Genomic DNA, 19,376 nt, shown 5'->3' with positions numbered 1-19,376 from the left:
ATTATAATAAAGAATGCTGTGTCATTTCTTTAGGTTGTTCTACTCCCATTAAATCTAAAATTGTCGGAGCAATATCACCTAATACACCACTGTTTATTGATTTTATTTCTTCATCAATTAAGATAAAAGGTACAGGATTTGTTGTGTGAGCTGTATGAGGAGATCCATCAGGATTCATCATAGTTTCACAGTTACCATGATCTGCAATTAATAAGATAGAATAACCATTTTCTAAACCAGTTTCTATAACTTCTTTTGCACAAATATCTACAGCTTCACAAGCTTTTATTGCAGCATCCATCATACCTGTATGCCCAACCATATCTCCGTTAGCAAAGTTTAAGCAAACAAAATCTGCTTCACCTTTCTTTAAATCTTCACATAAAGCATCTTTTAATTCATAAGCAGACATTTCTGGTTGTAAATCGTAAGTCGCTACTTTTGGTGAGTTCTTTAAAATTCTAGATTCACCTTCAAAAGGAGCTTCTTGTCCTCCAGAAAAGAAGAATGTTACGTGAGGATATTTTTCAGTTTCAGCAATTCTAATTTGCTTTTTACCTGCTTTAGATAAAACTTCACCTAAAGTATTTTTAATATTATCGGTGTTATAAATAGTGTTTATTCCTTTAAAACTTGCATCGTATAAAGTGATGGTTGTGTAATAAAGATCTAATTTTTTCATTCCAAATTCTGGAAAATCATTTTGAGATAAAGCGTTTGTCAATTCTCTACCTCTATCTGTTCTGTAGTTAAAGAATAAGACAACATCTCCTTCTTTAATTTGTGATTTTGGAGATCCATCTTCATTAGTTACAATGATAGATTTATGAAACTCATCTGTAATTCCGTCTTCATAATTTTTATTCATTGCAGCAATAGCATCAGTAGTTTTAGTACCAACTCCATTAACAAGACCATCATAAGCTTCCTTTACACGTTCCCATCTATTATCTCTATCCATTGCATAATAACGCCCAGTTACAGAAGCTAATTCTCCTGTACTTTCTTTCATATATTCTTGAATGTCGTTAATAAAGTAAGTTCCAGATTTTGGATCACAATCTCTACCATCTGTAAATGCGTGTAAAAACACATTATCTACTTCATTTTCTTTTGCAACATCTAACAATCCTTTTAAGTGATCAATATGTGCGTGAATTCCTCCATTAGAAAGTAATCCTAATAAATGAACATCTTTGTTGTTTTCTTTTGCGTATTTAAAAGTGTCTAATAAGGTTTTTTCTTTCCCTAAAGTTTTTTCTTTTACAGCTTTATTTATACGAGCTAAATTCTGATAAACTATTCTACCAGCACCTAAATTCATGTGGCCAACTTCAGAATTACCCATTTGTCCTTCTGGTAAGCCAACATGTTCTCCATCTGTCCTTAATTGAGCGTTTGGATATTTATTGTATAAACCATTAATAAAAGGTGTCTTTGCGTTGTAAATAGCGGATACTTTTGGGTCTTGTGTTATTCCCCAACCATCCAAAATCATCAATATAACTTTCTTGTTCATTATCTTAAAATTGAACAGTAAAAATAAGAAATATTTTTGTCTTGCTTTTGTTTTTTTAACGAAACCGATAGCGTATTTTCTTATTTGAATAATTCGTTTAATTCTAAACAAATTTAACCTTCTTGTTAAAAGCGTGTTGATTGTGGTTTATAAGTGAAACGTTTTCTTTTTTTAAGCGTCTTCTATATATAAACATTAAAAGGACAGTTAAGAGAAGATTTTTAATGAAGTACTTTAGTATTATTATTTGAATTAATTAATCTAAAGCGAAACAGACTATCTTTTAGGTAGTCTGTTTTTTTATGATAAAGAATATCCCATGTAATTTAAACCAATTAAAATAGCTGCAATTAATAGTATTAAGATGGCTACTTTTCGTTTAAATGTAATTTCATTTTCTTCTATAAGTTTTTCTTTTATTTTTTTTAATTCGGATGGACTTGCTTTATTATCAAAATGGAGTTCAGATTTTTTACTTTTTTTATAATTTTTAATTTTATCAAAAGTAGAAACACGCGATCTTTTGTTCGCTTTTAAACTTGCAATCATGTGTGCTACAAATCCCTCTCCTGCCATAGTTAATAATTTTACCTTTATTTATAAGTAGCGGAAAAGCATAAAATGTTACATATATTTTTACGGTAATTGTATAAAAAAAAGTTTAATGCATCTTTAATTGTGATATTAATATTTTAATATGTAATTTTGTGAGAATAATTCAATATTTTTTTAATGAGCCTACATTTTGAATTGAACGAAGTTACCAAGAAATTACCCAAACATTTACACAAGTTTATTGTAAAACAACCTTATGAAGAATATACAGCCCAAAATCAGGCGGTTTGGAGATATGTAATGAGAATGAATGTAGATTATTTGAGTAAAGTAGCTCATAAATCATACATGAAAGGCTTAGAAAAAACAGGTGTTTCTATTGAAAATATTCCTTACATGGATGGAATGAATAGAATTTTAAAAGAAATAGGTTGGGCAGCTGTTTCTGTAGATGGCTTTATTCCTCCGAATGCTTTTATGGAGTTTCAAGCATATAATGTTTTGGTAATCGCTTCAGATATGAGGACGATTAATCATATAGAATATACACCAGCGCCAGATATTATTCATGAAGCTGCAGGTCATGCGCCAATTATTTCAAATCCTGAATATGCAGAGTATTTAAGAAGATTCGGAGAAATAGGTAGTAAAGCAATTTCTTCTTCTAAAGATTATGAAATGTATGAGGCAATTCGGCTTTTATCAATCTTAAAAGAAGACCCGAATTCATCAGAAACAGCAATAAACGAAGCTCAAGAAAAAGTAGAATATCTTCAAAATAATATGGGTGAATTGTCTGAAATGGCTCAAATTAGAAATTTACATTGGTGGACCGTAGAATATGGATTGATTGGTTCTTTAGAAAAGCCTAAAATATATGGAGCAGGTTTGCTCTCATCAATAGGAGAAAGTGCTTGGTGCATGAAAGATGAAGTAAAAAAGGTACCTTATTCTATAGAAGCTGCAAATGTTAGTTTTGATATCACGAAGCCTCAACCACAATTATTTGTAACTCCAGATTTTGCATATTTAAGTTTGGTTTTAAATGAATTTGGAAATACAATGGCTTTAAGAACCGGTGGTTTAAAAGGCGTTCAGAAATTAATTGATTCAGAAAGTTTAGGAACGGTAGAATTATCAACCGGAATTCAGATTTCGGGTGTTTTTTCTAAAGTCATTCATTATAAAAATAATAAAGTTGCTTATCTACAAACTGTAGGTGCAACTGCTTTGTCTAATAGAGATAAAGAATTAATAGGACACGGAATTACAAGTCATGCAAGTGGTTTTGGAAGTCCTGTTGGTAAATTAAAAGGAATTAATTTACATATAGAAGATATGAGTCCTAGAGATTTAAGAGCTTACGGAATTTACGAAGGTGAATTCATGACTTTAGAATTTGAAAGTGGCGTTATTGTAAAAGGGAAGGCAATTACCGGAACTAGAGATTTAAGAGGGAAAATTTTAATTATTTCTTTAGAGGATTGTACGGTGACTTATAATGATGAAATTTTGTTTAAACCAGAATGGGGAATCTATGACATGGCAATTGGTAAAGAAGTTATTTCAGTGTATTCTGGTCCTGCGGATGTTGATTCTTTTTTAGATTTAAGTAAAGTTTCAGAAACAAAAACTCATAAGATTACATATTCGGCTAAAGAGCAAGAATTGTATCAATTATATGCTGATGTTAGACGAATGCGAGAAGAAAAATCTTCAACAAATAAAAAAATAACAGAAATATTTAATCAGTTAAAAAGTGAATTTCAAGCAGATTGGTTATTGTGTTTAGAATTATATGAATTAGCTTTGCAAAATAATTATGCTATAAAAGTTGCAATTTTAGAAAGACTAACAGCGTTAAAGTGTAACAAAAGCTACACAAAGCTAATTGAAAATGGTTTAGTTTTGTGCAAAAATTAATAATATAGTATGGGTTTATTTAACTTATTTAGAAGAAAAAATATGGGCGAAGAAATTAAAGAATATTTAGCAAAAGGAGCAATTGTCTTAGATGTAAGAACTAAGCAAGAGTGGGATGAAGGGCATACAGAAGGAGCAGAACACATTGTTTTAACAGTAATTCCTTTAGAAATAGAGAAAATAAAATCTTGGAAAAAACCTATTATTGCGGTTTGTAGAAGCGGGGCTAGAAGTGGTCAGGCAACTCAATTTTTAGCAAATAATGGTGTAGATGTTATTAATGGCGGTCCTTGGGGGAATGTAGATCAATACGTTTCTAACAAATAATGAATTTTAAATAAACGGTTAAAATCGTTTATTGTTTTTAGTCTACTATCAAAAAAAATAGAACCATAACAGTTGTTGTGATTCTATTTTTTTTGATATAAACTTTAATTCCACCATCAAATTTGTTAAAATAATAAGGCGTAAACCTTAATTAGTAAAACCTTTTTTTCGATGTCTTTGAAGTCGATTATATACTTTTAATGAATGTGTTATTTTTCTTACAACTGCAAATGTTCCACCAAGCATTGCACCAACAAATGCACCCATTGTAATTGGGTCGAAATGGTGACCTGTTATAAGGTATTTCACATAAAAAGTAATCATTCCTATAACTATAGAAACAAGAAATACTTTTAGTTTAGATTTTGATAAGTGATAAAATATCCCGCAAAAAACACCTGTAATAATAGATGTTGCTGTAATTTTTGTTAGAAATAATTCTAGGATAGTAGTTTCCTTAGAAGAAAAAATTGAAGTTATAAATAAGCCAATCAAAACTCCAGAAAGGATACCAATTATTATTTTTCGAATCATTTTTATAAAGAGAATTATAAGCTATAAAAATACATAAATTATTTAAACTAAATTAAATTTCTTTTTTTGAGCTTTTAAATCGTTCTCATTTTTTTTAAATTAAAAGTAGGGTAAAGTAAATCTTAGTTGTTTAACTAATAGAATCACCATAGTATATTATTAGAATTTAAATTTATAAAATTATGAAAACAATAAAAATCGTATTAACTATAATCGCTATTTCTACTTTAGGAATTATAAATGCACAAGAAAAAAAAGACGAAGTTTCTAAAAAATCTAAATCTTCATATTATGAAAAAAGAGCTAAAGAAGACGCTAAGTTTGAACAACAATATTCTGCGGAAACTAAAAAAGACGAAAAGAAATTTTGGAAAGAGCAAAAAACTTATGAAAAAGAATTAAAAAGAAAAGATAAGGAAGCTCATAAATCTTATATGCAAGGAAAAAAAGATGCATATTCAGAACATCAAAACCATTGTAATAACCATTGTGATCATGGTTATTATTACCATAATCATGCAAGGTTTTATTATACATATGAGTACAGAAGACAGCCAAAACCAAGAAGCAGTATAAAAACGGATGTAAGAGTTGGATTACCAAGGGTAAGAGTTGGTCTTTTTTAAAACTGAATTATAAAAAAAATAAGAAAGCTTGTTGTTACTATATCTGCAAGCTTTTTTTATTAAAATTTTATGAAAGGTAATTTAGATTGGATTTTACTGATTTTTGAGTCTAAGTTCTTTAAAAATTTCTGATGTTGCTCAGAATTTTCGTTAAAAGGTCTGTGAGAAATTCCTTTCTGAATCGTTTCTACCTCTTGCATTGTTGGTTTTGAGTTTTCAGAAATCCAAATTTCAATAAATCGCTCCCAAATGTAATTTATGGCAGTTTTGTTCGGATGAACCATATCTTCTGCATAAAAACGATAATCTCGTAATTCATCCATCATAATTTCATAAGAAGGAAAATAAGAGACATCATCTGTATTAAGAATTGAATGAATTGCTGTAATTAAATGTGATTTACTTTGTGTGTTTTCTAAAAAGCCATCTTTTAAATGTCTTATTGGAGAAACTGTAAAAAGTACATTTACGTCTTTGTTTACATATTTTAAAAGTGCAATAGTAGCTTCTAAACTTTCAATAATTTCATCAACAGAAAGCAACTCTTTTAAGAATTTTTTCTGTGGAATTTTATGGCAATTAGCAACAACTGTGTCTGTTTCAATAAAACGATACACCCAAGAAGTCCCTAATGTAATTATAATATGGGTTGCTTCTTTTAGTTGTTTATTGGTAGCTGATATCGCTGAATTTAAATTATCTAAAAGCTCGTTTTTATTAGGAGAACTTAAATGAGAATGCGCATCAAAACAATGCCAGCGTTCATTTTGGAATATTAAATCTTCAGATACATATTCTTTTTCATTGATAGCATTAGTAATAAGGTTCTCTATTGCCTTTGGATGAAATAAAATTCCAAATGGATTTTGATTGGTTTGAAACTTAAAATAATTTAGTTTATCACCAATATTTTCAGAAAAACATGAGCCTAACAAAAGAAGCTTAGAATTGTAATCTATTGGGTTTCTTATTTCTTTTTTTAAGGGAATTATTGTCTGAAGCTGCATTTTATAAAAGTAAAATAAAAAAGGTTCAAAATAAAATTTTGAACCTTTTTTGATGAGTTTTCTAATTGCTTTTATACCAAATAATCCTTAGCTCTATCTAAAGCTTTAGGAATTCCTCCAGGGTTTTTTCCTCCAGCAGTTGCAAAGAAATTTTGTCCACCACCACCACCGTGAATCAGTTTTCCTAGTTCTCTTACTACTTTTCCTGCATCATAACCACGTTCGTTTGCTAATTCTTTAGAAATATAACAAGTTAACATTGCTTTTTCTTTTGAAGGAGCAGTCGCAAATAATAAGAATAAGTTTTTATGTTCTTTACCGATTGAAAAAGCTAGGTTTTTAATTCCGTTTGCGTCTAAATCTATTTTTGTAGCTAAAAATTGAACGCCGTTTATTTCTTGCAATTGATTTTTTAATTCTCCAGTTAAATTCTGAGCTTTATCTTTTAATAATTGCTCAATTTGTTTCTGTAAAGAAGCGTTTTCATCTTGTAACTTCTGAACTGCTTTTACAGGCTCTTTTGTGTTATTTAGTAAATCTTTAATTTCAAATAAAGACCTGTTGTTTTCGAAATAAAAATCTTTTACAGCATCATTTGTAATTGCTTCAATTCTTCTAATTCCAGATGCTACAGCTCCTTCAGACTTAATTTTAAAATGCCAAATATCACTTGTGTTTTTTACATGTGTTCCTCCACAAAGTTCAATAGATTTTCCAAATTTTATAGCTCTTACAGTATCTCCATATTTTTCTCCAAATAAAGCCATTGCACCATCGGAAATTGCTTTTTCCATCGGGATATTTCTACTTTCTTCTAAGGCAATTTTACCCTCAATTCTTCTATTTACAAAGTTTTCTATTTCACGTAATTCATCCACAGTTAATTTAGAGAAATGTGAAAAATCAAAACGTAAATATTTAGAATGAACAGCAGACCCTTTTTGTTCTACATGAGTTCCTAAAACTTCTCTTAAAGCTTGGTGTAATAAATGTGTTGCTGTATGATTACATTCTGTTCTAGAACGTTGTTTTTTGTCAACTAAAGCTTTAAATGTTTCGTTAATATATTTAGGCATATTTTTAGTAAAGTGAATAATAACATTATTCTCTTTCTTAGTGTCTAATATATAAAGAACGTCTCCTTGAGTTGTTTCTAGATACCCTTTGTCTCCAACTTGTCCTCCACCTTCTGGGTAAAAAGGAGTTAAATTAAAAACTAGTTGATACATTTCTCCATCTTTTTTAGAAGTAACTTTTCTGTATCGAGTAATTTTTACATTTGCTTCTAAAGAATCATAACCTATAAATTCTTCTATTGCGTCATCAGTTAAAATAGTCCAATCTTCGGTAGACATTTCACTTGCAGCTCTAGATCTCTTTTTTTGTTTTTGAAGTTCAGTTTCAAATCCTTTTTCATCTAAATTTAATCCTTTTTCAGAAAGAATTAAAGATGTTAAATCGATAGGAAAACCATATGTGTCATATAATTCAAAAGCTTTATCACCAGAAACTTCATTACCAGAAGTGTTTTCTATAATTCTATCTAATAATAATAAACCTTGGTCTAAAGTTCTTAAGAAAGAAGTTTCTTCTTCCTTTATAACATTTTCTATTAATTGACTTTGAGCTTTTAATTCAGGAAAAGCAACGCCCATTTTTTTACTTAAAACATCAACCAATCTATAAATAAAAGGTTCTTTTTTGTTTAAGAACGTAAAACCATAACGAACAGCCCTTCTTAATATTCTTCTAATTACATAACCAGCACCAGTATTGCTTGGTAATTGTCCGTCTGCAATAGAAAAAGCAACTGCTCTAACGTGATCAGAAATTACACGAATTGCAATATCTTGTTCTAAATTTTCACCATATTTTACATGGGTAATTGTTTCAATTTCTCTAATTATAGGTGTAAAAACATCTGTATCATAATTAGATTTTACGTTTTGCATAACCATACATAAACGCTCAAAACCCATTCCTGTATCAATATGTTTGTTTGGTAAATCTTCTAAAGTTCCATTTGCTTTTCTATTGTATTGCATAAAAACTAAGTTCCATATTTCTACAACATGAGGATGATCTTCATTAATTAAAGTTCTTCCATCAACTTTCGCTTTTTCTTCTGCAGAACGAATATCAACATGAATTTCAGAGCAAGGTCCACAGGGTCCTTGTTCACCCATTTCCCAGAAATTATCTTTCTTATTTCCTTTTAAAATACGGTCTTCAGAAATATATTGTTTCCAAATATCAGAAGCTTCTGTATCCATATCTAAATTATCAGCATCATCAGATCCTTCAAAAACAGTTACATATAAAATATCTTTATCAATCTTATAAACTTCAGTTAATAGCTCCCAAGCCCAAGAAATTGCTTCTTTCTTAAAGTAATCGCCGAAAGACCAGTTTCCTAACATTTCAAATAATGTATGATGATAGGTGTCATAACCAACTTCTTCTAAATCGTTATGTTTACCAGAAACACGCAAACATTTTTGAGAATCTGATATTCTGTTATTATTTGGTTTACCGTTTCCTAAAAAATATTCTTTAAAAGGAACCATTCCTGCGTTTACAAACATTAACGTTGGGTCATCCTTTGTTACCATTGGAGCAGAAGGAACAATTAAATGTCCTTTTTCTTTATAAAAATTTAAAAAAGTAGCGCGAATATCTTGTGATTTCATAATAAAGAAGTTTCCAACAAGTTGGATTATGTTAATATTTTTTTAAAATTACTACCTTAAAAAAGTAGTTGTAAAACATTTTGTAAATTAGCGAGTTATTAAAAATGAGATTGAAACAAAAATCGATTTTTAAAACACAAAAATAGTACATTTAGAATTATGGCAAAAGTAAAATATTATTACGATGCAGACACGCTTTCTTACAGGAAAATTACTGTAAAGAAGGGTGATTACTATAAGAAAAGTGTTTTCGGAGTTTTAGCAGCATTCTTAATTGCTTTCATAGGTTTTATTGTTTTTAGTCAATTTATAATGTCTCCTAATGAGCGAGCGCAAAAAAGAGAGCTAGAAAACTTAAACTTGCATTACGAGTTACTTTCTAAAAGAATGGAAGAAAGTTCGTCCATCTTAACACAACTTCAACAAAGAGATAATACTATTTATAGAACTTATTTTGAAGCAAATCCAATTCCTGATGAGCAAAGAAAAGCTGGTTTTGGTGGTGTAAATAGATATAAATATTTAGATGGTTTCGATAATTCAACCATGATAACAAAGTTAACGAAAGAGGTAGATGTACTTTCTAAGCAATTGGTGGTTCAGTCTAAATCTTTGGATGAAATTGTAGTTTTAGCAAAAGAAAAAGAGAAAATGTTGGCTTCAATACCAGCAATTTTACCTGTTAAAATAAAAGATTTAACAAGAATGGCTTCTGGTTATAAATGGAGAATGCATCCAATTTTGAAAATTAGAAAGTTTCATAAAGGAATGGATTTTACAGCACCAACAGGAACACCAATTTTTGCTTCTGGTAATGGAAAAGTAATTAGAGCGCAAAGAAGTGCTACTTTTGGTAATGTTGTTTATATAGATCATGGTTATGGGTATAAAACTATTTATGCACACATGAGTAAAATTAAAGCCAGAAAAGGGCAAAGTGTAAAACGTGGAGATTTAATCGGTTTTGTTGGTAATACTGGGCGTTCTGTTTCCGCACATTTACATTATGAGGTTCACAAGAATGATAGAGCTTTAAACCCTATTAATTTTTATTACGGAGATTTAACTCCAGAAGAGTTTGCTGCAATGCAAAAAGCAGCGGAAGAAGAAGGTCAGTCTTACGACTAAAAATCGTGTAATTGTTAAATCGTTTAACTGTTTAAAATGAAAACATAATTTAAGAATTACACTTATACATAGTTAAACAATTACACAATAATAAATGCATGTAGATTTACCAGAAAAAAGGTATTATAAAATAGGTGAAGTAGCTAGTGCTTTTAATGTAAATACTTCTTTAGTTCGTTTTTGGGAAAAAGAATTTGATATTATTAAGCCTAAAAAGAACGCGAAAGGAAATCGTTTATTTACTCAAGAAGATATTAAAAACTTCAAATTAATCTTTAATTTAGTTAAAGAAAGAGGATTTACATTAGAAGGCGCAAAACAGAAATTGAAGAAAAACCCTGAATCTATTTTTGACAATCAAGAAATTATTAGTAGACTAGAAGCTGTAAAAGCAGAATTGATTCAAATTAAAAATCAATTGTAACTTTTTCTTCTTTTTGTGTCTAATAATTGCAATGGGCTTTAGATTCTTAAGAATATTAGGTAATATTGTAAAACAAAAAATCAACAAAAATTAAATTTAGAAATTATGAAAAAATGGTTAATTCCTGTAATAGTAATATTAGTAATCGGATATTCAGTTTATAGTTGGGCAGTAGGTTTTAATAATACAGCAGTAGAATATCAAGAAGATGCTAAAACAGCTTGGTCTAATGTAGAAAGTTCTTACCAAAGAAGAAACGATTTAATTGGTAACTTAGTAAAAACTGTACAAGGAGCTGCAGATTTTGAAAAAGAGACTTTAACAGATGTAATTAATGCAAGAGCAAAAGCAACTTCTGTAAACATTAACGCTGGAGATTTAACACCAGAAAAAATGGCTCAATTTCAACAAGCACAAGCAGGAATGAGTGGAGCGCTTTCTAAATTATTAGTTTCTGTAGAACGTTATCCAGAATTAAAAGCAAACGCAAACTTTTTAGAATTACAAAGTCAGTTAGAAGGAACAGAAAACAGAATAAATGTTGCTAGAGATCGTTTTAATGGAGGTGTAAATACTTACAATAAATTGATAAAGAAATTTCCTGGATCTTTCTTAGCTGGTATGTTTAATTTTGATGAAATGGATCGTTTTAAATCCAATGCTGGTTCAGAGAATGCACCTGATGTAAATTTTGATTTTAAAAATAAAAAATAAGAAAAATGTCTAAAGTAGAAGCGTTTCTTTCTCCAGAAGAAGAACAAGAAATTATTTCTGCGATTAGAGTTGCAGAGAAAAATACTTCTGGCGAAATCCGTGTACATATTGAAGCTTCCTCAGAAAAGAAGAACCATGATGAGCGTTCGTTAGAAGTATTCAATCTGTTAAAAATGAACAATACCAAAGATGAAAATGCGGTATTGATTTATGTTGCTGTAAAAGACAAGAAATTTGTAATTTATGGTGATAAAGGAATAAACAAAGTAGTTCCTGAAGATTTTTGGAATTCAACCAAAGATGTAATGCAAAACCATTTTAAACAAGGGAACTTTAAACAAGGAATTGTTGATGGAATCTTAAAAGCAGGAGAAGAATTACAAGAGCACTTTCCTTGGCAAATTGATGATGAAGATGAACTTTCTAATGAGATTTCTAAAGGATGAAAAATTTAGTTTCTAGTACTCAGTATTCAGTTAATTCTAAGTTATTGTTTTTAGTAGCTTTATTATTTTCAATAAGTCTTTTTTCTCAAGGGTATAAGATTCCTGATAAACCTAAGTTTCAAACAAGTGTTTATGATTATACAGGATTATTAACTCCTAGCCAAAAATCTAATTTAGAAGGCAAACTAGTACGTTATTCAGATAGTACTTCTACACAAATTGTTATTGCAATTATCTCATCTACTGAAGGTGAAAATATTGCCTATTTGGGTGCGAATTGGGGAGAAAAGTGGGGAATTGGTCAAGCCAAAGAAGATAATGGTGTTTTAATGTTGTTGGCAAAAGATGACAGGAAGATAACCATACAAGCAGGTAAAGGAACAGAACATTTACTAACCGATTTTCAATCAAAAAGAATCATTGAAAGAGTTATAATTCCAGAATTTAAAAAAGGAGATTATTACAGTGGTTTAAACAAAGGTTCAGACTATATTTTTAAAACTTTAAACGGAGAATTCCAAGGAACACGTAAGAATGATGCTGAAGGATTTGATCCTGGAATCATCATTTTTATCATTATCATCATCGTCGTTTTTATTCTAATTTCTAGAGGAAATAAAAATAACGGAAGTGGAGGTAAACGTTTTAGAAGAGGTTCTCTTGCTGATACTATTTTCGATACCATTATTTTAAGTAACGCTGGTAGAGGTGGCGGAAGTTTTGGTGGCGGATTTGGTGGTTCATCAAGTGGAGGATTTGGCGGTTCTTCTGGAGGATTTGGTGGCGGATTTGGTGGTGGAAGTTTTGGTGGAGGTGGAGCTTCTGGAGGTTGGTAAAACCTAACTTTTTCAAAATTTCATTATTCCAAAACGAAATAAATATTCTTAAATAACAATCGTAAATTTTAACTACTCTTGAAAACGATCACATTTTTATTCAGTTTATTACTTCTTGTTGGTTGTCAGAACTTTGGAGAACTTACTATTTTGTCAGATTTACCTAACGATTTAAGAGAAGTTTCTGGAACTGAAGTTGTTTCGAATTCTAACTTAATTTGGATGCTAAATGATGGTGGGAATAAAACTAAAATTTACGGAGTTTCTAAAAAAGGTAAGATTGTTAAAGAGACTAGGATAAAAGCAAAAAACAACGATTGGGAAGATTTAACTTCAGATGAAAAAGGAAATCTTTATATCGGTGATTTTGGTAACAACGAAAGCCGAAGAAAAAATCTTGTTATTTTAAAGGTAAAACATAAAGACTTATCAAGCTCTAAGAAAGTTGCCGTTGAAAAAATTAGGTTTTATTACCCAAATCAATCAAGTTTTCCACCTAAAAAAAAGCAACTTTTTTTCGATTCAGAATCTTTCTTCTATTACAATAACTCACTTTATATTTTTACTAAAAGTAGGGTGAAAAATAAATTTGGTAAAACATCTTTATATAGAATTCCTGCTACAAAAGGGAATCATAAAGCAGAATTTATTTCTGAATTTAATAACTGTGATGAAATGGATTGTTGGATTACTTCTGCAGATATTTCTAATGATGGAAGTAAAGTAGCATTGCTATCACCTTCATCCGTTTTAATTTTTTCTGATTTTAAAAAGGATGATTTTTTATCAGGAAAACTAATAAGAATTCCTCTAAACTACAATTCTCAAAAAGAAGGAATTACTTTTAAAACTAATAACACATTATTGATTACCGATGAAAAAGCACATGGTGTTGGAGGTAATTTTTATGAGTTAAAAATAAATTAAACTACAAACTTGTAGATTAATAAAGCCCAACCAATAATTAAGAACAAACCTCCCAAAGGAGTAATTGGACCTAAAATTCTTATCTTTTTATTTCTTGCTGAAGAAATAACCAATCCATAGATAGAAAAGGAAAAGAGAATTGTTCCTACTATAAAAGCGTAAATAATATAATTGTTTATTGTAGCATTATCATTCAATTGAAAACCTAAAAGAAGTAAAACAATTGCATGATATATTTGGTGTTTTACGCCAGTTTCAAAACTTTGTAATTGTTCTGTGGTTAGTTTTTTCTTTAATAAATGAGCGCCAAAAGCACCAAAAATCACTGCTGTTAATCCGAAAGTTGCTCCTGTAATTAATGCTATTGTATTCATCTTTATTTTAAAATTTAAATCCTAAACTAACGGCTATTCTTAATCCTTCATTACTGTTAAATGCAGCAATATTCGCTCCTAACATATTTGCAGCGTTAAAGAAAACGCCACCACCATAAGAATGATTCCAGTTTTTTGAACTAAAAGGATTTACAGTCAAACTTTGTTCTCCCCATACTTTACCATAATCAAAGCCACCATAAATACCAATATTTAAAGGGACTAAACTTGTTTTTACTTTACTTAAAAGTAAACGAAGATCTGTAGATTGATAAAATGAATTCTTACCAGTAAAACGTTGATTTCTAAAACCTCTTAAACCGTTACTGTTACCTCCAATAGTTGCTGCTTGGTAAAACTCATAAGAATCTCCAAAATTAAAATGACCTTTTAATTTTGTTGCCAATACTAATTTCTTACTAGAAAATAATTTGTGATCAAATGAAATAGTAGGAATTAAATAAGCGAAATTATGATCGTTTTTTAGGTTTGAAGTATACCCTAATTTTAATTCAGTTTTCATTCCCATTGTTGTAAAAACAGGATTGTCTGTGTTTTCAAATTGATAACTAGCTTCTGTATTTATAAATTTTTGACCTTCAAAAACAGGGTCAGTTGGACTTAGTTCTAAGTTAATAAATCTTCCTGTAGTATTTTCTATTTTATAGTTTTGAAAATTTACACCGATTTTAATTTTTGCTCCTAAATCTCCTTTCCAATGAACAAAAGTACCAGCACTAATTTCTTTTATTCGAACTCTATTGTATTCCTCTTCTTCTACTTCATTAGCTGCTGGGTTTAAAGAGTTGTTACCTAATCCAAAGTAGTTTATTGCAAAATTAGGACTCGTAAAAGTTGCATTTATACCTAGATTCCAATTTTTAAAAAAGTTAGCAAATTCACCTGAATAATTAAGGTAAAAACCATTAGTTGCAAAATAATAAGAAGCGTTTAAAATGTGTTGTGAAGTAAATGGATTTCTTTCAAATCCATAAGCAGTATATACGTTAGAAAGTCCAATTCTTACACCATCATCAGGGTTAAAACCAATAGTTGGTGATATTAACAGCTCACTGTTTTTTAACTTCTTATAATCGTAAACATTTGTTTCATAATCATCCGTTAATTTCTTACTTCCTTTATTTGTTACAAATGTATTTTTCTTAGATTTAAAATCGTAAATTTTTACTTTCTTGCCATTTATTATATTATAAGAATCATTATTTTGTCCGCCAATAATTCTAACTTTTATCACCTGATTATCATTACCTTTTACAACAAAAGTATCTTTATCATCTAAACCATAAATCCAAATTTCTTTGGTTTCAGATTTGTTATAAGTTCGTTGATGAAAAATAGATTCTTTTTCTCCTTTTTTAAGGCGATATCCAGTGATTTTTGTATGTCCATTTGGTAATCTTTCAATATCAAACCAATCATCTTTGTGTGTACCTCTTATTACCTGAAATTTATTTACATGGTAAAAATAAGAATCAGAAATTTTCTGTAAATTCCTTCTTCTTCCTTGTAATTTTGTTTTTATTTCAGAAATTGTTTTGCCTTTTACTTCTTCTGGGAAATTTGTAAAAGCATCGTCAATTACTGCGTCAGTAATATTAGTAGTTATTAACTTTACTTGAGCATCCCAATCCTTTTTACTTGCAGTAGAAATTAATGTCATGTCTAAAGGATAAGGCTCTAAATTAAACCATTTAGGACTTTTTAGTTCATCACTATAAGATTGCATTAAACGTAAAGTTGGTACTATTTTAGTTGCAATATTTAATAAAGCTCCATCGCCAAAAATAGAAAAAGCTTGATCTCTATCTCTAGGTATTGGTCTGTAAATGGTTTGTTTGTCTTCCTTAAAAACGGCCCATCTCCATTGATCTTCATGTCTATCCCAATCACCAATTAACATGTCGAATAATCGTGCTTTTATGTATGCTTTTTCGTCTAAAACATGATTTTCGTTTTTATTTAAATTATTTAATAAATCATCTGTACTTATTACTTTGTCAGCAAAACCAAAACTAGCTTTATCTCCATGACCAGAAGCTGCTCGTTCTTCAATCATGTATAATTCGTCTCCAAATTCATCATTAAAATAACCTAAACTATTCTGTTTTGGAATGTAATATAAAACAGGATTTGTGTGATAAACGCCAATAGCATCAGACAATTTACCAATTGTAAAAGGTGCATAAGGGTGTGAGCCTGTAAAAACATCATTTAATAAGTTTTCTGTTTTGGTATCATCAAATTGTCCTTCAATATATTGATCTTTAAAAGCGACCGCTTGTAAATATTGTACCGCATTTTTACGCAAAGCACGCATCACATATTCTCTGCCTTTTTTATCACGAAGTCTTAACGATTTAGATTGATGTCCACCACCTTTTCTAACAGGTTTTAAACCTCCAAAAAGTGTATCTAAATCTACAGTTGGTGCATTTACTTCTGTTCCAAAATATTTACGATAACGTTCTCCCCATAAAAAACGATAAACACTACCTTTAGTGATTTCTTCTTTAGTATAAATGGATGCTTTTTTCTCAGTAATTCTATTTTTAGGAAAAGTGGTAAAACCTTTCTTTTCATCTGCTTTTAATACTTCTGTTTGATAAACAACTTTATCATCTTTTACAGTATAAAAACGAACGTTTGAAGAACCGTCTTTATAAACTTCTAATTTAGCAAAACCTTGTTTTCCATAAGTGAATTTTGCATTACCAGTTCGTTTAGTCGGAGTCGTTTTTGAACCAGAACCACTAACTATTTGAGGGAGATTATCTTGAACGATATATTGTAAATTATGATCATGACCAGAAACAAAAATTGTTTTATCATTTTCTTGAGATAAGGTTATAATACGTTTTCTAAGTTCGTTGTATTTTTTATTTTGGATGTCGGTATTTGTAAGTCCTGATGTTTTTCGGATTAAATTTTTAAGAGAACCTAAAACAGGCAAAGGATTCATATGACTTTTTAAAGAATATTGACCTCCATGAGAACCATTTGTAAACATCGGATGATGTAGAGCAACAATTGTTGTTTTTCCTCTTGCTTTTTTTATCAATCCTTCAAATTCGTCAAAGAATTTTGTTCTTGTTTTTATTTCGCAATTATCATTCATGGTTGGGTGATTGTCCCAATTTGTTAAATACCAATGTGTATCAACAATAATTAAAACAATGTCTTTAGAGATATCTACTTTCTCTAAAGGACAACCATTTTGTGGTAGAAATGAGTTTTTACCCAACGCTTTTTCTACTAATTTTTCTTCTCTTTTTAATCCATCTAAGCCATGATACCAATCATGATTTCCAGGTATAAATATTGAGTTACCATTAAATAATTTAGCAACATCTGTCTGTGCTTCAATTCTTCTTTTTGCTAAAGGATATTTTTTAGATTTTTTTTTCGGAATTCCAGTTTCATAAACATTATCACCTAAAAAAAGTAAAGTTGATTTTTTTGATGCTCCTTTAATATGTTTTCTTAAATAGTTTAAAGCGGGTGAGTTTTTAGTTAATGTAGAATTACCGGCGTCACCAATTAAATAAAAAGTATGAGCAATTAAAGTACTATCTTTTTTAATTACGGTTTGTTGATTCTCTGCAACCTGCATTTCTATTGTTGCACAAGCGGAAATCAATAAGAAGAGTAAAGAAAATAGAGTGTATTTGAGTGGTCTCATAAATGCAAAACTAACTATTTTAAAATTGAATTTTTATAATGTTGTAAATCTTCTTTTGTGTCAATGTCAAAAAGGTTTGTTGTTTGTTGAGGACAAATAATTTCACGCTTTCTTTTATTGATAAATTCTTTAGCTCCTTTATTTCCTTCAATTAAAAGTAAGGATGAAAAATGTTTTTCAGGAAAAATAACAGGAACTCCTAGTTTTTTTCCATAGTTAGATGCAATAATTATATCATCATTTGTTTGAAATAAATGAAGCATAGCTTCTAAATAAGAGGTTTCAATTGCTGGTTGGTCGGCAAGTAAAATAAAGATTCCATCAAAATGAAGTTTCTTGCTTTTAAAATAATTAAGACTCGTAATGATACTAGAACTTAATCCGTTTTCAAAATTTTCATTGGTAATAAATTCAACGTTTTTAATATTTATTTCAGATTTAATTTTATCCGCATTAGCGCCTAAAACGCAAAATATGTTTTCAGAAAAAATACTTTTTACTTTCTCTAAAGTAAGTTCTAAAAGTGTTTTATTGTTAATTTTCTCTAACTGTTTTATACTATTCATTCTAGATGATTTTCCGGCAGCAAGAATTACAATAGCAATATTTTTCATCAATTTAGTTATGAATTTTACCAGTAAGTTTCCTTAGAGAAAAAGGCTCTTTTTTTCTAATTACTGATAAAATTTCAGCAACGATAGAAACAGCAATTTCTTCAGGAGTTTGTGCTCCAATATGTAAACCTGCAGGTGTGTAAATGTTATCTAAAAAATCTTCAGAAATATCAGGAACAAATTCAAAAAGTTCATTAAATAAACGTTCTCTTCTATTTGGGGCACCTAAAATGCCTATATATTTTGGTTTGTATTCAGACAGTTTTACTACATATTTCAAATCTTGCACATAACTATGATTCATAATTACAATGGCGGTATTTTCTTCAATATTAGAAAACTGAATTGTTTCTGCAGAATTACCAATAACAGAATTTGCTCCAGGAAAATCCTTGATTGTTCTACTGTCTTTTACGCAGGTAATCACATCAATTTCCCAACCTAAATTAGAAGCTACTTTACAAAGCTTAACTGCATCGTGTTCTCCACCAATTATAATCAGTTTAAAACTTGGATGTATAATTTGAGAAAAAACTTCTAAATCGTTTTTGTCTTGAGTTTTGAAAGTTTCAGAAAACTCAATTTGCTTTTTGTTTTCAAAAGTTACAACAGAACCAAAATTACCAAAAGCTTCATCTTCTTTTATAAAATGACTTTCAATTTTTATAAATTCTCTTTTTGAAGTTGCATTAGAAAAGTGAGCAATAAAATTATTAGTGACAAAAAAGGGTTCAATTAAAATATACAATATACCTTCACAACCTAATTTGTAACGACCATCATAAGTGATTACTTTTGGTTTGTTATCAACAAAAACACTTTTTGCTCTGTGAATAATTTCTTTTTCTACACATCCACCACTAACAGCACCTACAGAATTAAAATTTTCAGAAATTAGCATTCTAACTCCTGGTTTTCTGTAAGATGAACCCTCTAAATATACCACGGTTGCCAACACATTTTTCAATCCTTTTTGTTGATTGATGTCAGCTTGATTGATGATTTCTTTAAGTTCGTGGATCATTGAATAAA

At 29.6% G+C, this 19,376-nt stretch carries 18 protein-coding genes; 9 read left to right on the top strand and 9 right to left on the bottom strand.

Annotated elements, in window-relative coordinates:
* Position 1 precedes the first annotated feature (1 nt).
* Positions 2 to 1,519 carry a 2,3-bisphosphoglycerate-independent phosphoglycerate mutase gene (gene gpmI, locus BTO07_RS09775; protein ID WP_087521048.1) on the bottom strand — a complete coding sequence of 506 codons (1,518 nt, stop codon included), beginning with the start codon at positions 1,517 to 1,519 and terminating at the stop codon, positions 2 to 4.
* Positions 1,520 to 1,819: 300 nt separating this feature from the next.
* Positions 1,820 to 2,095, bottom strand: a complete 276-nt coding sequence (locus tag BTO07_RS09770) for a hypothetical protein (protein ID WP_087521047.1) — start codon at positions 2,093 to 2,095, stop codon at positions 1,820 to 1,822.
* Positions 2,096 to 2,251: 156 nt separating this feature from the next.
* Here BTO07_RS09770 and BTO07_RS09765 point away from each other — a divergent pair, with 156 nt between their 5' ends.
* Complete coding sequence (locus tag BTO07_RS09765; protein ID WP_087521046.1) at positions 2,252 to 3,997, top strand: aromatic amino acid hydroxylase; 1,746 nt, start codon at positions 2,252 to 2,254, stop codon at positions 3,995 to 3,997.
* A gap of 9 nt (positions 3,998 to 4,006) precedes the next feature.
* A complete protein-coding gene (locus BTO07_RS09760; protein ID WP_232457005.1) occupies positions 4,007 to 4,324 on the top strand; it encodes a rhodanese-like domain-containing protein in 318 nt (105 codons plus the stop codon).
* A 147-nt stretch (positions 4,325 to 4,471) separates the two neighbouring features.
* On the opposite strand, the gene BTO07_RS09755 is transcribed toward BTO07_RS09760, so the two are convergent.
* Positions 4,472 to 4,858 carry a hypothetical protein gene (locus tag BTO07_RS09755; RefSeq protein ID WP_087521045.1) on the bottom strand — a complete coding sequence of 129 codons (387 nt, stop codon included), beginning with the start codon at positions 4,856 to 4,858 and terminating at the stop codon, positions 4,472 to 4,474.
* Positions 4,859 to 5,040: 182 nt separating this feature from the next.
* Here BTO07_RS09755 and BTO07_RS09750 point away from each other — a divergent pair, with 182 nt between their 5' ends.
* The gene (locus BTO07_RS09750; protein WP_087521044.1) at positions 5,041 to 5,484 is read left to right on the top strand and encodes a hypothetical protein; all 444 of its coding nucleotides are present in this window, start codon (positions 5,041 to 5,043) and stop codon (positions 5,482 to 5,484) included.
* Positions 5,485 to 5,543: 59 nt separating this feature from the next.
* Here BTO07_RS09750 and BTO07_RS09745 read toward each other — a convergent pair whose 3' ends face one another.
* Together BTO07_RS09745 and alaS are read right to left on the bottom strand one after the other, a co-directional pair.
* Positions 5,544 to 6,491 carry a GSCFA domain-containing protein gene (locus tag BTO07_RS09745; RefSeq protein ID WP_087521043.1) on the bottom strand — a complete coding sequence of 316 codons (948 nt, stop codon included), beginning with the start codon at positions 6,489 to 6,491 and terminating at the stop codon, positions 5,544 to 5,546.
* A 71-nt stretch (positions 6,492 to 6,562) separates the two neighbouring features.
* Positions 6,563 to 9,181, bottom strand: coding sequence for an alanine--tRNA ligase (gene alaS / locus BTO07_RS09740; RefSeq protein WP_087521042.1), 2,619 nt, complete (start codon positions 9,179 to 9,181; stop codon positions 6,563 to 6,565).
* Positions 9,182 to 9,340: 159 nt separating this feature from the next.
* Between alaS and BTO07_RS09735 the strand changes: the two genes are divergently transcribed.
* From BTO07_RS09735 to BTO07_RS09710, 6 genes are all read left to right on the top strand, one after another.
* Positions 9,341 to 10,309, top strand: a complete 969-nt coding sequence (locus BTO07_RS09735) for a M23 family metallopeptidase (protein ID WP_087521041.1) — start codon at positions 9,341 to 9,343, stop codon at positions 10,307 to 10,309.
* A 94-nt stretch (positions 10,310 to 10,403) separates the two neighbouring features.
* The gene (locus BTO07_RS09730; RefSeq protein WP_087521040.1) at positions 10,404 to 10,733 is read left to right on the top strand and encodes a MerR family transcriptional regulator; all 330 of its coding nucleotides are present in this window, start codon (positions 10,404 to 10,406) and stop codon (positions 10,731 to 10,733) included.
* A 105-nt stretch (positions 10,734 to 10,838) separates the two neighbouring features.
* Complete coding sequence (locus BTO07_RS09725) at positions 10,839 to 11,447, top strand: LemA family protein (protein WP_087521039.1); 609 nt, start codon at positions 10,839 to 10,841, stop codon at positions 11,445 to 11,447.
* A 5-nt stretch (positions 11,448 to 11,452) separates the two neighbouring features.
* The gene (locus tag BTO07_RS09720; protein WP_087521038.1) at positions 11,453 to 11,893 is read left to right on the top strand and encodes a TPM domain-containing protein; all 441 of its coding nucleotides are present in this window, start codon (positions 11,453 to 11,455) and stop codon (positions 11,891 to 11,893) included.
* On the top strand, positions 11,890 to 12,729 hold the full coding sequence (locus BTO07_RS09715) for a TPM domain-containing protein (protein WP_087521037.1): 840 nt from the start codon (positions 11,890 to 11,892) through the stop codon (positions 12,727 to 12,729). Before BTO07_RS09720 ends, BTO07_RS09715 begins: the two co-directional genes overlap by 4 nt.
* A 78-nt stretch (positions 12,730 to 12,807) precedes the next feature.
* On the top strand, positions 12,808 to 13,656 hold the full coding sequence (locus tag BTO07_RS09710) for a hypothetical protein (RefSeq protein ID WP_232457004.1): 849 nt from the start codon (positions 12,808 to 12,810) through the stop codon (positions 13,654 to 13,656).
* Here the strand turns inward: BTO07_RS09710 and BTO07_RS09705 are convergent.
* From BTO07_RS09705 to BTO07_RS09690, 4 genes are read right to left on the bottom strand one after another with little or no spacing between them, the layout of a single operon-like run.
* Positions 13,653 to 14,030: a DUF423 domain-containing protein gene (locus BTO07_RS09705; RefSeq protein WP_087521036.1), complete on the bottom strand. Its 378-nt coding sequence runs from the start codon at positions 14,028 to 14,030 to the stop codon at positions 13,653 to 13,655. The two genes, BTO07_RS09710 and BTO07_RS09705, sit on opposite strands and share 4 nt — an antisense overlap.
* A gap of 7 nt (positions 14,031 to 14,037) precedes the next feature.
* Positions 14,038 to 17,730, bottom strand: a complete 3,693-nt coding sequence (locus tag BTO07_RS09700; protein WP_087521035.1) for a metallophosphoesterase — start codon at positions 17,728 to 17,730, stop codon at positions 14,038 to 14,040.
* A gap of 14 nt (positions 17,731 to 17,744) precedes the next feature.
* Entirely contained in the window at positions 17,745 to 18,344 is a 600-nt protein-coding gene (locus tag BTO07_RS09695; protein WP_087522602.1) for a nucleotidyltransferase family protein, read from the bottom strand.
* A 4-nt stretch (positions 18,345 to 18,348) separates the two neighbouring features.
* Positions 18,349 to 19,368, bottom strand: coding sequence for an XdhC family protein (locus tag BTO07_RS09690; protein ID WP_087521034.1), 1,020 nt, complete (start codon positions 19,366 to 19,368; stop codon positions 18,349 to 18,351).
* Between the last annotated feature and the right edge of the window lie 8 nt (positions 19,369 to 19,376).

Origin of the sequence: Polaribacter sp. SA4-12, from assembly GCF_002163675.1 — a bacterium.
Lineage (GTDB): Bacteria > Bacteroidota > Bacteroidia > Flavobacteriales > Flavobacteriaceae > Polaribacter.
The sequence above is the reverse complement of the archived record's forward strand: the minus strand, read 5'-3'. Positions and strand labels throughout refer to the sequence as shown.

Bases quoted from the DNA above. Each gene is read 5' to 3' on its own strand.
- gpmI (WP_087521048.1), bottom strand. From the start codon at position 1,519: ATGAACAAGAAAGTTATATTGATGATTTTGGATGGTTGGGGAATAACA.
- BTO07_RS09770 (WP_087521047.1), bottom strand. From the start codon at position 2,095: ATGGCAGGAGAGGGATTTGTAGCACACATGATTGCAAGTTTAAAAGCG.
- BTO07_RS09765 (WP_087521046.1), top strand. From the start codon at position 2,252: ATGAGCCTACATTTTGAATTGAACGAAGTTACCAAGAAATTACCCAAA.
- BTO07_RS09760 (WP_232457005.1), top strand. From the start codon at position 4,007: ATGGGTTTATTTAACTTATTTAGAAGAAAAAATATGGGCGAAGAAATT.
- BTO07_RS09755 (WP_087521045.1), bottom strand. From the start codon at position 4,858: ATGATTCGAAAAATAATAATTGGTATCCTTTCTGGAGTTTTGATTGGC.
- BTO07_RS09750 (WP_087521044.1), top strand. From the start codon at position 5,041: ATGAAAACAATAAAAATCGTATTAACTATAATCGCTATTTCTACTTTA.
- BTO07_RS09745 (WP_087521043.1), bottom strand. From the start codon at position 6,491: ATGCAGCTTCAGACAATAATTCCCTTAAAAAAAGAAATAAGAAACCCA.
- alaS (WP_087521042.1), bottom strand. From the start codon at position 9,181: ATGAAATCACAAGATATTCGCGCTACTTTTTTAAATTTTTATAAAGAA.
- BTO07_RS09735 (WP_087521041.1), top strand. From the start codon at position 9,341: ATGGCAAAAGTAAAATATTATTACGATGCAGACACGCTTTCTTACAGG.
- BTO07_RS09730 (WP_087521040.1), top strand. From the start codon at position 10,404: ATGCATGTAGATTTACCAGAAAAAAGGTATTATAAAATAGGTGAAGTA.
- BTO07_RS09725 (WP_087521039.1), top strand. From the start codon at position 10,839: ATGAAAAAATGGTTAATTCCTGTAATAGTAATATTAGTAATCGGATAT.
- BTO07_RS09720 (WP_087521038.1), top strand. From the start codon at position 11,453: ATGTCTAAAGTAGAAGCGTTTCTTTCTCCAGAAGAAGAACAAGAAATT.
- BTO07_RS09715 (WP_087521037.1), top strand. From the start codon at position 11,890: ATGAAAAATTTAGTTTCTAGTACTCAGTATTCAGTTAATTCTAAGTTA.
- BTO07_RS09705 (WP_087521036.1), bottom strand. From the start codon at position 14,030: ATGAATACAATAGCATTAATTACAGGAGCAACTTTCGGATTAACAGCA.
- BTO07_RS09700 (WP_087521035.1), bottom strand. From the start codon at position 17,730: ATGAGACCACTCAAATACACTCTATTTTCTTTACTCTTCTTATTGATT.
- BTO07_RS09695 (WP_087522602.1), bottom strand. From the start codon at position 18,344: ATGAAAAATATTGCTATTGTAATTCTTGCTGCCGGAAAATCATCTAGA.
- BTO07_RS09690 (WP_087521034.1), bottom strand. From the start codon at position 19,368: ATGATCCACGAACTTAAAGAAATCATCAATCAAGCTGACATCAATCAA.